Source organism: Roseateles sp. SL47 (assembly GCF_026625885.1).
Taxonomy (GTDB): Bacteria; Pseudomonadota; Gammaproteobacteria; order Burkholderiales; family Burkholderiaceae_C; genus Roseateles.
In genome coordinates, this window is record NZ_CP113068.1 from 3,530,361 (window position 1) to 3,543,242 (window position 12,882).

Below are 12,882 nucleotides of genomic sequence, written 5' to 3' on the forward strand. Positions count from 1 at the left end.
TGCGATGAGAGCGGGACGACGCCCGACAGCGAGTAGTGCAACTTGTGTGTGGGTGAGGGGTGGATCCCAACTTTGCTCGAAGTCGCCGGAGAACGGCAAGGTTCTTCCGTCACAACCGCATGAGTTGCCAAGGACGGGGTTGCCGTTGCGGGACGGGTGTGCCTTCGCTCCAGAGCGTTATGGAAGATGAAGGAAGGGCGTATGCCGTTGTACTTGCTTGACAAAAATGTTGTTGAGGACATCAAGGATGGCCTCGCTGGTAGAAGTGGTCAGGGCGAGAGGTTTGCCCGAGCGATTGACAAGAGCGGCAACACGATCAGTCCAATCCTCGCCATCATGGAGAGTGGGACGGGGCAGCCACCGACTGCTGAGGCCACGCTGGAATCCATGAGGGTCGATTCGCAAGCGGTTGGGCTGTTCTACACGCACGCAAGAACCGACTCGACATACTTCGCGGAAGATGGGCTGACCGCAGTCACTGCACTTGCTCAGCACATGCGTGACAAGACGCAGGCGCTCATGCCGTTGGCCAACGAGCTCCGCGCAGTTCTGTGGCGCACTTTCAGTCTCGAGGATGCTTGGCCCGTCGTGCAGAAGATCGATGACTTGGCGAGACACGCGCAGGTCAGCATCGGCCATCCACTTGTTGCTTGTGCGATCGCATGTCTATATGGCCACGAAGGTGCCCGCGATTTGTTGAAGCCGGCGAAGACTCCCAACGCAGCAGATGCCTACAACCCGGTGGTCGACATCCGACTCATGATGGAAACGGCGTACATCCGAGAATTGTGGAACGAGGCCGGCTCCAAGATGACCGTTCGTCTCTACAGCCAGGATCGCGGATTGAACGAGTTCTCTAAGCAGTTCAATATTTCTGTATCGCGTACTCGCATTCGCTTGAATGTGGGCGAGCAAGAAGTCATGTTCTCCGCGGTGGTCTCAGATGTGTTGCTGCCAAACCTTCAACGTTCGAAGAAGCAGCATAGGAAAGTCATGAGCTTCTTGAAGGAGGTTGCGGACGCGGCTTCCCCAGCAGATTGAATCGGGAGACTTCCGGCAGTTACCCGCGCACGCAGATGGTGGAACTACTGAGGGTCGTCGATCTGGTCAGCTGCCTTGCTGCCGCTGGCCGGGAGCGGAAATCGGGACGGGATGACGCACCCCTGCTTGCGCTGTTCCGGCAGGTGCTGGCTGCAAGCTACTACGGCAGCCATGAGCTAGCCCGAGGCGAATCCCAAGGGGTAATGAAGGGCCGGCTTGATGCTGCGTCGGGATAGAGGTCAGCGGAAAGCTCGAGCTTTATAGGGATTCAGAGAGCTTTATAGTCAACGGACACTAACAAAAGCGCCAACGCCCGCAGCGTTGACTCCGGCAGAATTCGACGGTTTACCGCTTGGCGCGGCGCCGTCCACTTGGCAGATACAAGTCCGCCCGCACCGGCATGTCGGCGTCCTCATGGCTGAGGAACTTCGGATTGAGAGGTAGCATGCCTAGCTCCTTGCCGAGCTGAGCGGGGCTCAGAACTTTCGTATGCAGCGTGCTGATGGGCTCATGCTTGCCTTGCGCCTCAAATTGGCGCATCAGCGTGTAGTCCGTGGTTAGAAGGCAGTACATGCCGTGGACCTCCGCAGTTTTCACATGCCAAGCATCTTGGCTCGACTTCTCGCCGAGTCGGCGTCGAAGCGCGATGTATAGCGGGTCTGTGGACTGCTGCAGTCGCTCGCGCTGCAGCTCTTTCATTCTCGGAGCCTTCATCGATGAGGGGCCGATGGAGATTTGCGGCATGCCATCGACGGACATGATTTCGATTCCATCGAGGACACTGCGTGCGAACAGTGAATAGCCAGCGACCATTCCCGTTGGCTTCACCCACCTCTCGGTTATCAGTTCGCCCGAGGAATGAAGTTTGATAAGTCCATGGCGTGCTAGGTGTGCGAGCCCGACCAGATAGCAAGCGTCCTGGAAATTTCGGTGCTCATGTGGTGGAGCGTCTCTCGGAGGCCGGCGATGGACTGGCACCCGCGCGAGATAGCCGGTATCCACGGTGGTGTTGCCCCACGGTTGGTGCCCGGTGGATACCCACAGTGACTCGTGCAGGACTGCGGCTGCTAGGGCACTCGTGTCGATGAGGACGCGGATAGCCCCAGTCCGCTGCAGCCGGCGCCGTGTTCTAAAGGTGAACAGCTCCAGCAAGAAAATGCCGGTTCGACGCTGAGCTTCCCACTTGAGGATGTGAATCCAAGACTGAACTCTCTGTCGTGGGCTCATGGCGTGCTGTGGTACCCCCCCCCCCGAAATCCGCCGCTCCGAGAGGTAGAGCTATGCGGCCATGGCCAGCCCCTGTTTCAGGGTGATGCAGCCCAAGGCCATGTTCGGGCGCTCAAGGTTGTAGCGCCACATCCAGTGCGTGGCGAACTCCCGGACCTCATCAAGGTCCGACCAATGGTACTGCGACAGCCACTCGTAGCGGACTGTCCAGTTGAAGTGCTTCCCGTAGGCATTCTGTTAAAGCGTAAGCAGTCAATTACCTGCATCTTGAGACGAGGCGCCTGAACTGACAGTCTTCGTCCCCACTTAACCAGTGAAGTGGGGACGTATGTCTGTAGATCTTGAGGCGCTGAAGCGGCGTCTGATGCTGCCTCACAAGCCCGGAGGGCGCTGCGTGTACGACAAGGCGGCCAAGGCGGAGTTTGTCCAGGTGTGCCTGCAGCCGGGCGTGTCGGTGGCCCGTCTGGCACGCGAGTTCGGCGTCAATGCCAACCAGGTCGCACGGTGGATTCGTGATCACGGTCAGCTGCGCAAGCGCGCACCTGTCGAACGCTCCGCGGCGCCGGCCTCGCCCTTCGTCGCGGTGCCGGTGGTCCCAGTCGCTGCCGAGCGCTTCGTGCATGACCTTGACGACCGTTGCGATGTGAGTTTGCAGGCGACACCGCCTAACGGCGTGGCGGTCGAACTTCGAGGCGTCGGACAGCGCCAACTCGCCGATGTGCTGCAGATGCTGGGGAGGTTGACGTGTTCCGTCTCGACGAGCATCTGAAGGTCTACCTGCACCGCGCGCCCGTGGACTTTCGCCTCAACATCAACGGCCTGGCCACGCTGGTACAGCAGGCCCTCGGCCTGGATCGGTTCGCCGCCTCTTCAACGAGGCCGAAGACCTCGGCGCGCAGGCCGAGCCGGCGATTGAAGAGAGCAGCGACAACGACAAGATCGACGTGCCCGGCCACAAGCGGACCAAGCGTGGGCGCAAACCGCTGGACCCGGCGCTGCCGCGCGAGGTGATCCGCCATGAGCTGCCCGAGGACCAGCGCGTGTGCCCGCACGACGGCACGCGCTTGAGCGAGATCGGTGTCGAGGCCAGCGAGCAGCTGGACATCATTCCGCAGCAGGTGCGCGTCATCCGGCACGAGCGCGTCAAGTACGCCTGCCCGTGCTGCGACGGCGGCATGCGGCTGGCGCCGCGCCCCGCGCAGATCATCCCGCGGGGCCTCTTCACCGAGAGTGCACTGGCCTGGATCGCCACCTCCAAGTACCTGGACGGCCTGCCGCTGTACCGCCAGGCGGCACTACTGGGGCGCTTCGGCGGCACCGACATCGCGCGCAACACCGTGGCCGGCAGCATGGTGCGCGCCGGCATCGGCGTACAGCCGGTGATCAACCTGCTGCGCGACCAGCTGTTGGACGCCCCGCTGGTGTTCGGCGACGAGACTGAGCTGCAGGTGCTCAAGGAACCTGGCCGCAGTGCGCAGGCCAAGAGCTATATCTGGGCGCAGATGACCAATGGCAGCGGCCGGGACGGCACTGGGCCACCGATCCGGCTGTTCGCTTACTCCCCGAGTCGCTCGACGAAGACGGCGATGGAGCTGTATGCAGGCATTGGCCCGGGCGCCGTGCTGATGACGGACGGCTACGAGGTCTACGACACCGTGGCCGAGACGCACCGGCTCGTGCACCTGGCGTGCTGGACGCACTGCCGAAGGTACTTCATCGAAGCGCTGCAGGCCTTGCCAAAGGCCCAGCGAGGGCCCGATCAGCTCGCGGCACGCTTCATCGCGCTCATCGGCGAGCTGTACCACGTCGAGGCACAGGCCAAGCGCGACGGCGCCGACACGGATGAGCTCAAGCGCCGGCGCCAGCGGGACAGCGCCCCCGTGTTGGACAAGATCGAGACGCTGCTGCTGGCCAACCTGCACGGTGTGCTGCCCAAGAGCCTGTTGGGGCAGGCGCTGCACTACCTCGCTTCGCAGTGGAGCAAGCTCAAGCGCTACGTCGAGGACGGCCGCTACAGCATCGGTAGAGTAGAGATGTGGCGCGGTGGCAGTAGGTCAAGGCATCGCTGTTTCCGCCCCTTTCGGTTGGCGGTGCCCTATGAGCCCGACCGTAACTCCGTCTCCACATCCCCCTCGTCGAACCGGACGTGCGGATTTCCCGCATCCGGCTCTCTTCCGACGCATCAAGCCTTCGCGTTCGAGCGGCCGCGCTTAATCGGCAGCAGGCATATCAGCCCCAACTTTTGGTAGAGGTACTGGTCGGAGTATTGGCGGTACCCCGTTCCCCGCTTGCCGCTTCGTCTTCGCAGCCAGATCCTCAGACGCCTCGCGGTGTAGTCGTCAACGGACTTGTAAATATCTTTAACAGGCCCTTGATCGAAGTAGTTCGCCCAGCCGCGCAAGATGGGGTTGAGTTCTTCAACCCGGTCCGCCGGCGTCGTGGCGTTCCACCGGTTGGTCGTCTCGTCGTGTATGCGTCCCCGCAGGCGCTTGATCGATTTCTTCGACGGCGCCGTGCCCCAGTAGGGTCGGCCCCGGAACCCGTAGAACTTGCCCACGGTGTAGCCCAGGAAGTCGAATCGCTCGTCGGGCAGCTTGACCAGTCGAGTCTTCGTTTCGTTGACCGTCAGGCCGAGCTTGGACATCAGTCGCCGCATCGTTGCCATCGCCTCCTCCCCCATGCCGTCACGACACAGGATGACGAAGTCGTCGGCATAGTTGACCACCTCGGCTTGCAGCCGCCGCGCGTACCCACCGTGATACCACGCCAGCATGAAGCGACGGAAGTACAGGTTGGCCAGCAACGGCGAGATCACTCCCCCTTGGGGCGTGCCACGGTTTGTGTCGCGCGCGACCGTCGTGCGGATTTCGCCGCCGCCGACCACGCGCTCAACCACCGGCGCGTCAAGCCACTGGCGTATCGTCGCCAGCACCGTCCCATCTGAGACCCGACGTGCGGCGCAGCGCAGCAGGTCTCCATGCGGAATTGTGTTGAAGTAGTCAGCCAGATCGGCGTCTACCACCTCGCGCGCCCCACGATCGGCAATGCCGAAGTGAATGCGGCGAAGCGCCATCTTGGCATCCAGGCCTTCGCGGAAGCCGTACTGCCAGGGGAACAAATCTTCGTTGAAGATCGGTCCAAGAACCAACAGCACCGCCATTTGCGCGACCCGGTCGCGGATGGTTGGAATGCCCAGGGGGAGTTGCCCACCATTTGCCTTGGGGATCCATACACGCAGCAGGGGCGCGCACCGGTACTGCTTGGTGCGCAGCTCCTGCCTCAGTCTTTGCAGCCAGTCTTTCAGCCCTCGGTCTTCGATGATCGAGAAGCTCTCGCCATCCACGCCCGGCGCACCGCGATTGGCGCGGCACCTCCGGTACGCCTCGTGCAAGACATCTTCCCGGCACACCTTGTCCCACAGGCTGTAGAACTTTGCAGCTGCTTCGCTCTTGGCTTTCGCCTGTAACGTGCTCTGCAGGGTTCGAACCGAATCGAGCGGGGTTGCTAGGCTTGCGCCAATCCCCGGGCTCTTCCCGCTTTGCACCTTCGCATCGGAACAGGGGGCCTTCGCTCCACCAGCGTTACCCAGCTTCATCACTACTACACCCCCATCCGCCATCCGCAACGGCCGACTTCCATCCCTCACGAGATCGTCGTTGCCCAGCAGCCAGCCGAGCACCACCACGGACTTCCCTTGTTGCACGGTCGATCGGTTGTCATGCGTGCTGCCACCACTACCCCGGTGGACGCGGTGCCTGCATTTCACGCTCGCTTGGGCACCGCCGTCGGCCTTCCTCGTTGTTATGGCGAGTCGGCATCCACGACGAATTTTCGAGGCCTGCTCAGTGTTCACTCACGTTGCGGCCCGCATGACCTGCTTGCCTCCAAACGAGGCGTTTTCAGGCAGTGCTTCAGTCCATTCGTTACCTCCTGAACCGCTCCCTGTGCTTCCGGCTGGAGCGCGAGTTCGCCGGGTCGGACTTCGGGTTCGGCCAAGGACCTCTCCCGTCACCGACGGATCAACCGTGCCTTAGCAAGGCACACATAACAACCATCTGGAGCGGCAGATCAAGCCCTGGGCCATGGGCCGCAAGGCATGGCAGTTCGTGGGCAGCGAGCTCGCCGGTCAACGTGCCGCCATCATCATGAGCCTGGTGCAGTCCGCGCGGCTGAACGGGCACGACCCGTGGGCCTACCTGCGCGACGTGTTGGAGCGGCTGCCGACTCTGCCCAACACGAGGCTCGAAGAGCTGCTGCCGCATCGGTGGCAAGCCCAAAGCGCAATGCTGAACACCACATCGTGAACAACCTTGAAGCCTTGATCGAGGACGGAGGCGAGGTGACGCTGGGCCGCGAGGACGACCACCCCTTCGTCGCTATAGCGACTGACGAGGACGTCGTCGCCATGCTCGTGCGTCGCGAAGGTGAGACGCTGACGGCGTTACTGCGACGGCTTGATCGTGCCGTGGGGAAATACTTCGAAAGCGGTCAAATCATCGACGAGGTCTACGACCTCTGACCAATGACGTCCGGCGCGTCAAGATGGTCGGACCAGACGCTCACTGAACAGTGGTGTCGCCACGGCGGATCTCCACCGCAACGGTGCTCGGCGCTTGCGTCGACGCTAGTGGCAAGGTGGGCGGCGTCTCCTGCGGCATGGGTAGCTGCACAAACGCCGGCACCACCGCCACAGTGTCGTTGTGTGCACTGCTCGGTGCGCACTCATCGGCCTCTCGAACCCAGCGGCGCAGCATGTTGGCGTTGAGGCCGTTGGCCAGAGCCACCGCCGCCGTCGAGACGCCGGGCTGGCGCGCCAGCTCGATGACTCGCGTCTTGAACTCTTCCGAATGCCGGCGCCAGCTACGCCCAGTCGGTGTCTTCGGTTCCTCTGTGCTCAAGTCTGAAGTGCCCATATGTCCACGAATTTGGTCGTGGACACAAGCATCCAACTCCGGTCACCGGACTTCAAGGTGACTTCGGCGGACGCATACGCGGCCGAATGAGAAGTGGGTGACTGACGTGACCGAATTCAACGTCCGCGGGGCCAAGCTCTACCTGTCACCTGTCATGGATCTCTACAACGGCGAAATCGTGACCTTCGAGATGCAGGAGAGGGCTCTTTGCGCGTTAATTGATGATGGCTCATTCCATGAGCGACCTGATCGTCAAGATGGCTGCTCGCATTGCATGTTTTGCGGTGCTGGAGCCGAAGATGGACCCAAGAGAGTTGAAACAGTGGCTGAGTTCGGTGGCCCGGCTGACGGCGCGGCAGAAGGCTGAATTGCTCAAGGCCTTGGGGCACTTCTCAAAACCTCTCTCACACCTGACACCGGAATCGGTCACCATACAGGCCATGATCAGGCTCTTTGATCGTTAATTAGTGATGCTCTCCAGCCCAATTGCCAAAGCCAACAGTGGCGCGGACTTACGTGGGTTTTTGCTGGCGCGATCCAACGCACGGAACCACCCGAGGTAGCTCTGCAAGTAGTCCGTGGCCACGCCCTTGAATCGCGCAATCCAGCCCTTGAGGCGGCTGTGATATCCGTTGGCGTTCTGAATGTGCCAGGGCCCGCGCACCCGCTCGCCGGCGCTCATGTTGAGCGCCTCATGCTGAAGCTTCAGATCGATGGCGGCCGCCGCCATCGCCGCCGAGCCATCCGTGCACAGGATGGCGTCTGGGTGAAGGGTCGGCCGGAGTGCTTGCGTCAGGCAGTCCTTCGACACTGCGTCCAGCAAGAAGTCTGCCGTCGCACCCGAGCGGTCTCGGGCTACGAGGATAGGGATCAGGTCTTCGCCGCGCTGCGCGCGCGACACCCGCCCGCCGCGCTTGCGCGCCGGGCGGCCCGGGCGCTGGCCCTTGCTGGAGCGCAGGAAAAAGGTCTCATCGGCTTCCACCACGCCTGTGAGTGCTGCCGCCTTCACCGGCTGGGCCAGGCGCAGGAAGCGATGCCGCCAGCGGAACGCCGTGGAGGGCGCCACGTCCAGTGCGTCAGCACTCTGATGCACGCTCAGGCCCTGACACAGCACGTCTTGCTGCTTGAGCCACTTGGCCTTCAGACGCAGTCGGGCCAGCGGGGTGGCAGTCAGGGCATTGAAGCTGCGTCGGCAGGCGCGGCACTTGTAGCGCTGCAGCCCACTGGCGTTGCCGTTGCGCACGATGTGGGTGGCAGCGCAGTGCGGGCAGGCTGGGTGCACATCCAGGCGCGACTCCACCAGCGCGCGGACCTGGACTTCGTCTACGTCAGCCCCCAAGGCCTTGAGCAATTCAGCCTTCTGCCGCGCCGTCAGCCGGGCCACCGAACTCAGCCACTGCTTCAACTCTCTTGGGTCCATCTTCGGCTCCAGCACCGCAAAACATGCGATGCGAGCAGCCATCTTGACGATCAGGTCGCTCATGGAATGAGCCATCATCAATTAACGCGCAAAGAGCCCAGGAGAGGCCTCTGTACTCCCTGGTTGGGAACATGCTCAAGAAGGCGCTCTCCAAGCTGCAGGACTGCAGAGCAGCACCGCTTCTTCACTCTGATCAGGGCTGGCACTATCAGATGCCCGCGTACCGCAAACAACTCAGCGCACATGGGCTGACGCAAAGCATGTCTCGAAAGGGCAATTGCCTGGACAACGCGGCCATGGAGAGCTTCTTCGGCACCCTCAAGTCAGAGTTCTTCTACCTCAACAAGTTCATGGACGTCGCAGAGCTGAAGTCAGGCTTGCGCCGCTATATTCGCTACTACAACCATCAGCGCATCAAACTCAAGCTCAACGGTTTAAGTCCGGTGCAGTTCAGGCTGCGCGCTATGAACGCCTAGCTTCCAGCCGTCCAACTTCTGGGGGTCAGTTCAAAGCCGGGGCGATTCACCACCAATTCTTCTGATTCAGTGGACTAGATGCCGATCCCGCACTGGCTCCATTACGCCGATCACGCACTGGCTCTAATATGGCGATCCGCTCCTGGCTCCTACATGCCGATCACGGATTGGCTCCTATATGACGGTCGGTGACACCCCACAGCACGTCTAAGCGCCTTTCAGCAGCTCTCAGTAGCTTTCAGCGCCTCTTAGCACCTTTGGTATCTCCGGGCCTCTCATGGCCGCTTTCGGTAGGTGGTCAGACCTTCGCCACCCAATACCCGGACTTCCCGCCGAGCTTCTTCAGCACCCGGATCTGTTCCGTGACCATGCCGCGGTCGGCCGCCTTGCACATGTCGTACATGGTGAGCAGCCCGACCTTCACGGCGGTGCGGGGCGGGGCTCCTGCGCTCCCATTTCGCAACTTCTATCAATCTTGGTTGGACAAAATTTGGACGGCTGTTTCGACTGTTTCGGCTATCCGGCGGCAATCCTAGCAGCACGGGAAACCCAAGCAACAAGCTGGAGAGTCAGCCTTCGCGCTGTATCTCTCTGGCGCGAGGGCCTCGCTCTTCTTGGCTGACAACGAATGACACGGGAGTGCCCTCGAAGAGCACAGCTTCCGCGTTGGCATCCGTCCGCAAGAAGAAGACGTCCTTCCCTTTGGCACGGCGAATGAAGCCAAAGCCCTTCATAGGGAGATATGCCTTGACCACACCAAACTCTCGAACTTGCTTGCCTTCATCCATGAATTGCCTTCTCCAAGCTATTTGATGGAGAGATGCCTTGCATCCTCTGCCTGAGATTCTTTGCCATTTCGGGTCTATTTCTGGCAAGAATATTGATGCGATGCATTATCCGATAGTATCGCTCGATATACCCCTGAGACCCTCTTGCGTGGAGGGCAGTCTTGCCAAGCCCTGCAACTAGGGCGCGGGTCTTCCGTATTCCGTTCGTGCCATACTCCGGGAGGACGCTACGAAGCTGCTCTCTGAAAATCGCCGCCTGCGGATGCGAAAGCTGAGCCAGCTTCCCCACTCGTCCAGAAACTTTATCGTGCAACTTGTGATAGTCGGGGCTAGTGCGCTCCATTGCACCTTCGTCGACGCATTTTCGGACAGCTTTTCTGATTTCCATTCGCTCTGTGCGAAGGACTCGTGGTTGACCTCGATTCAACCAGAGGCCGGTGACCATCATTAGTTCATCGGGATTTGATGCGGACGTTAGACGTGTCTTCTTCCTCTTCAATCTCAAGCCTTGCGGCTTCAGCATAGCCCGAACCTGATCGATGACTTTGTCGACTCGCTTCGGTGACAGCCTATCGTTTGAGGAGATAGTGATATCGTCGATTAGTCGAGAATACTTGAGCCCTTGCTCTCGTAGGCTGTTCACCAAGCGAGGTTCATGCTCGAAGAAGATTAGGTTTGCCAAGTAGGTGCTCGTGCACGCACCCTGGGGAACCACGCCATCCTTCGTACAAAGGTCGGCTAAGAGGTTTGCGACTGCTGGTGGTTGCTTGAATACGTTGGATAGTATTTGCAACACCCTGCTGCGGCTTATGCTGGGGAAGAAGTTCTCGATATCCAGAGCTAGGATCGCATCCGCGTGGGAGTGGATCTTGGCATTCCTAACGTAATCCCGATCCTTTATCCCACCCATCAGGTACGGTGGGAACTCAACTCGCTCAAACAGCAAGCGATTGATGCGCTTTTGAATTAGTTTGAGATCGTACTCGGGACCGGATACGGTTCGATCCGAGCCATCCTTCTTTTTGACTAGAAAGTCGGAGTACTTTTTCGAGGCCGAACCTGCTAAGGTGCGCAGATCCTGCACAGAAATGCGAAGCGCGCGCGCCAGAGCCTCCGGATGGGCAATTGGCGATCCAGAGAAGGTGGGTTTCATGTGGTTGGCTAAAATAACAGACACCTAGCTTTAACTGGACAGATACTGTTCAATCAAAGGCTTAATGTGCTCGTAAAGCCAATAAAGGCGATACGCAGTCACCAACTTTCGGCAGGCATCATCGACATTGATTTGCCACCATTCAAGCTGTGGCATCTCAAACTTTTTAGCAGTGCGGACACTGCAGTTTGCTTTGGAACCCGATTTTTTGCGCTTAGGCATTAGATTATCTCCTTTGGTTATGAGCGATGGTTTCCCACGCCCCGTCCAACTTCGGAGATAGACTCAGCAATAACAACCTGCCTAGGTTCTAGGTGTCTGCACGTTCGTTCAACAACGGTGTGCCCTCTTTTTCCCGCTTCCTTCTCGGGGAGCCGAGGAGGCGGAGCGGGCAGGGGTGCGCCGGTCTAGCGTCGTTAGAGTGATCCAACGATGCGTCCCTTTACAGAGACTCAGACTTGCTTTGTCCGGGTCAGCAAACTTTCAAAGAGCGACGATTCAGGCTCTCGCCTGATGTGTTTCTGAGTGTAATAGACGGTGCCGCTATGTTCGCTATCCCACAAAAGGGGGGTAGTTCATTGCGCCAGGCGCATGTCGGCCTTCCTTCATGACCTGGCGCAGCAGGATGCAGCGCTCTCTCAGTGGTTCCAGAAGGCGACTTCACGAAAGGCGCCGTTGGTGGCAGTGCCCAATGACCCGGATGGGCTGGAACCTCTTCTGCAGGTGAACCAGCGCGATATTGGTGGCAATGTCATCGCTGAACTCGGGTTCAGCTTCTCGGCCTGGACAGGGCGAGAGGCAGACATGGTGGCCTCGCTCTCGGCCACATGTGGTGTCTACAGCGCTGTAGTTCGCAACTCTGTTGTTTTGTCCTTCGACCCGGCGGCGTCACCAACGCTTGATCTTGTCCAACAGATCTTGAAAGCTGCCGTCACTGCGTTCGATCCTGAGTGCGGATTTCAGCGATCCCGGACAGTCATTTCAGCGTGATGGCGGACAGCGTTTCAAACTGATCGCGGACAGTTTGGGCGCGCGCAAGTGCCTGGGTTGATGGTAGCTCAGGTGTCCGCGATCAGCCTGAACCGGGCTGGCGTGGACGGCCTTGGGTTGGTCGGTTTGATGCTCATGCCGGGTCCTGTTTCTTGCGCAGCGACTCGCCTTTGAGCGCGATCTTGTGGGCCGAGTGAACGATGCGGTCGAGGATGGCGTCAGCCAGGGTCGGATCGTCCAGCCACTCGTGCCAGCTGGAGACCGGCAACTGGCTGGTGATGAGAGTCGAGCGGCTGCCGACCCGGTCGTCGAGCAGCTCCAGCAGGTCGTTGCGGTCGGCCGCCGTGATCGGCGCAATGGCGAAGTCATCAATGACCAACAAGTCGATGCGCGCCAGTTGCGCCAGGCGCCGGCTGAAGGAACCATCGCCGTGCGCGACCCGGAGTTCCTCCAGCAAGCGAGGCGCCCGTGTGTACAGCACGGCGAATCCCTGGCGAGCCGCCTGCTGAGCCAGTGCGCATGCCAGCCAGGTCTTGCCGCAACCGGTGGCCCCGGTGAGCAGCACGTTGTGGCCGTGGCGCAGCCAGTCGCAGCCCGCCAGTTGGGTGATGAGGCTGCGATCCAGGCCGCGCGAACCGCGCCAGTTGATGTCCTCGATGCAGGCGCTGCTGACCTTGAGTTTGGCGGCCTTGAGCAGCCGGGCCAGGCGTTTGCCGTCGCGCCAGTCAACCTCGCGCTGCACCAACATGGCCAGCCGCTCCTCGAAGGACAACTCGGCCGCCGCCGTGCGTATGGCGTCATCGGCCAGCGCGTTCACCATGCCGTCCAGGCGCAGGCCGCGCAGTTGATCCAGGGTATGTTCGTTGAGCAAGAG

The 12,882-nt window shown here is 60.5% G+C and carries 12 protein-coding genes and 6 pseudogenes; 9 read left to right on the forward strand and 9 right to left on the reverse strand.

Annotation, left to right across the window (positions count from 1 at the left end):
• The first annotated feature begins 201 nt into the window (after nt 1–201).
• Nucleotides 202–1,041 carry a hypothetical protein gene (locus tag OU995_RS15600; protein ID WP_267830945.1) on the forward strand — a complete coding sequence of 280 codons (840 nt, stop codon included), beginning with the start codon at nt 202–204 and terminating at the stop codon, nt 1,039–1,041.
• A 345-nt stretch (nt 1,042–1,386) separates the two neighbouring features.
• Here OU995_RS15600 and OU995_RS15605 read toward each other — a convergent pair whose 3' ends face one another.
• Nucleotides 1,387–1,800, reverse strand: a complete 414-nt coding sequence (locus OU995_RS15605) for a hypothetical protein (protein ID WP_267830946.1) — start codon at nt 1,798–1,800, stop codon at nt 1,387–1,389.
• A 519-nt stretch (nt 1,801–2,319) separates the two neighbouring features.
• A pseudogene (locus OU995_RS15610) lies at nt 2,320–2,493 on the reverse strand (integrase core domain-containing protein); the annotation flags it as partial.
• 103 nt (nt 2,494–2,596) lie between these two features.
• On the opposite strand from OU995_RS15610, the gene tnpA reads away from it, so the two are divergent.
• Both tnpA and tnpC read left to right on the forward strand, forming a co-directional pair.
• Nucleotides 2,597–3,037, forward strand: coding sequence for an IS66-like element accessory protein TnpA (tnpA, locus tag OU995_RS15615; RefSeq protein ID WP_267830947.1), 441 nt, complete (start codon nt 2,597–2,599; stop codon nt 3,035–3,037).
• A 100-nt stretch (nt 3,038–3,137) separates the two neighbouring features.
• Nucleotides 3,138–4,289: pseudogene (tnpC, locus tag OU995_RS15620) on the forward strand (IS66 family transposase); the annotation flags it as partial.
• A 161-nt stretch (nt 4,290–4,450) separates the two neighbouring features.
• Here the strand turns inward: tnpC and ltrA are convergent.
• On the reverse strand, nt 4,451–5,971 hold the full coding sequence (gene ltrA / locus OU995_RS15625) for a group II intron reverse transcriptase/maturase (protein ID WP_267830948.1): 1,521 nt from the start codon (nt 5,969–5,971) through the stop codon (nt 4,451–4,453).
• 343 nt (nt 5,972–6,314) lie between these two features.
• On the opposite strand from ltrA, the pseudogene OU995_RS15630 reads away from it, so the two are divergent.
• Nucleotides 6,315–6,572, forward strand: a pseudogene (locus tag OU995_RS15630) (transposase domain-containing protein); the annotation flags it as partial.
• A complete protein-coding gene (locus tag OU995_RS15635) occupies nt 6,569–6,787 on the forward strand; it encodes a hypothetical protein (protein WP_267830903.1) in 219 nt (72 codons plus the stop codon). The pseudogene OU995_RS15630 and the gene OU995_RS15635, both read left to right, overlap by 4 nt.
• Nucleotides 6,788–6,827: 40 nt before the next feature.
• Here OU995_RS15635 and OU995_RS15640 read toward each other — a convergent pair whose 3' ends face one another.
• Complete coding sequence (locus OU995_RS15640; protein ID WP_267830949.1) at nt 6,828–7,166, reverse strand: transposase; 339 nt, start codon at nt 7,164–7,166, stop codon at nt 6,828–6,830.
• Nucleotides 7,167–7,260: 94 nt separating this feature from the next.
• On the opposite strand from OU995_RS15640, the pseudogene OU995_RS27480 reads away from it, so the two are divergent.
• Both OU995_RS27480 and OU995_RS15645 read left to right on the forward strand, forming a co-directional pair.
• A pseudogene (locus OU995_RS27480) lies at nt 7,261–7,401 on the forward strand (DDE-type integrase/transposase/recombinase); the annotation flags it as partial.
• A gap of 16 nt (nt 7,402–7,417) precedes the next feature.
• Nucleotides 7,418–7,645: a hypothetical protein gene (locus OU995_RS15645; RefSeq protein WP_267830950.1), complete on the forward strand. Its 228-nt coding sequence runs from the start codon at nt 7,418–7,420 to the stop codon at nt 7,643–7,645.
• Here OU995_RS15645 and OU995_RS15650 read toward each other — a convergent pair.
• A complete protein-coding gene (locus OU995_RS15650) occupies nt 7,642–8,601 on the reverse strand; it encodes an IS1595 family transposase (RefSeq protein ID WP_267836210.1) in 960 nt (319 codons plus the stop codon). The genes OU995_RS15645 and OU995_RS15650 overlap by 4 nt on opposite strands.
• 80 nt (nt 8,602–8,681) lie before the next feature.
• Between OU995_RS15650 and OU995_RS15655 the strand changes: the two are divergent.
• A pseudogene (locus tag OU995_RS15655) lies at nt 8,682–9,077 on the forward strand (IS3 family transposase); the annotation flags it as partial.
• A 298-nt stretch (nt 9,078–9,375) separates the two neighbouring features.
• On the opposite strand, the pseudogene OU995_RS15660 reads toward OU995_RS15655, so the two are convergent.
• From OU995_RS15660 to OU995_RS15670, 3 genes and pseudogenes are all read right to left on the reverse strand, one after another.
• Nucleotides 9,376–9,507 (reverse strand): annotated as a pseudogene (locus tag OU995_RS15660) (cyclic pyranopterin monophosphate synthase MoaC); the annotation flags it as partial.
• Nucleotides 9,508–9,646: 139 nt separating this feature from the next.
• Entirely contained in the window at nt 9,647–9,865 is a 219-nt protein-coding gene (locus OU995_RS15665; protein ID WP_267830951.1) for a retron Se72 family effector protein, read from the reverse strand.
• Nucleotides 9,858–11,018 (reverse strand): reverse transcriptase family protein, encoded by a 1,161-nt coding sequence (locus OU995_RS15670; protein WP_267830952.1) that lies wholly within the window; start codon nt 11,016–11,018, stop codon nt 9,858–9,860. The genes OU995_RS15665 and OU995_RS15670 overlap by 8 nt, the downstream gene beginning before the upstream one ends.
• Nucleotides 11,019–11,555: 537 nt before the next feature.
• Between OU995_RS15670 and OU995_RS15675 the strand changes: the two genes are divergently transcribed.
• Nucleotides 11,556–12,008, forward strand: coding sequence for an Imm52 family immunity protein (locus tag OU995_RS15675; protein WP_324288563.1), 453 nt, complete (start codon nt 11,556–11,558; stop codon nt 12,006–12,008).
• A 133-nt stretch (nt 12,009–12,141) separates the two neighbouring features.
• Here the strand turns inward: OU995_RS15675 and istB are convergent, their stop codons facing one another.
• Entirely contained in the window at nt 12,142–12,879 is a 738-nt protein-coding gene (gene istB, locus OU995_RS15680; RefSeq protein WP_267830737.1) for an IS21-like element helper ATPase IstB, read from the reverse strand.
• Between the last annotated feature and the right edge of the window lie 3 nt (nt 12,880–12,882).

Excerpts from the sequence above, each read along its gene's own strand:
- OU995_RS15650 (WP_267836210.1), bottom strand. The coding sequence starts at position 8,601 with ATGGACCCAAGAGAGTTGAAGCAGTGGCTGAGTTCGGTGGCCCGGCTG.
- OU995_RS15600 (WP_267830945.1), top strand. The coding sequence starts at position 202 with ATGCCGTTGTACTTGCTTGACAAAAATGTTGTTGAGGACATCAAGGAT.
- OU995_RS15645 (WP_267830950.1), top strand. The coding sequence starts at position 7,418 with ATGAGCGACCTGATCGTCAAGATGGCTGCTCGCATTGCATGTTTTGCG.
- tnpA (WP_267830947.1), top strand. The coding sequence starts at position 2,597 with ATGTCTGTAGATCTTGAGGCGCTGAAGCGGCGTCTGATGCTGCCTCAC.
- OU995_RS15605 (WP_267830946.1), bottom strand. The coding sequence starts at position 1,800 with ATGTCCGTCGATGGCATGCCGCAAATCTCCATCGGCCCCTCATCGATG.
- OU995_RS15665 (WP_267830951.1), bottom strand. The coding sequence starts at position 9,865 with ATGGATGAAGGCAAGCAAGTTCGAGAGTTTGGTGTGGTCAAGGCATAT.
- OU995_RS15670 (WP_267830952.1), bottom strand. The coding sequence starts at position 11,018 with ATGAAACCCACCTTCTCTGGATCGCCAATTGCCCATCCGGAGGCTCTG.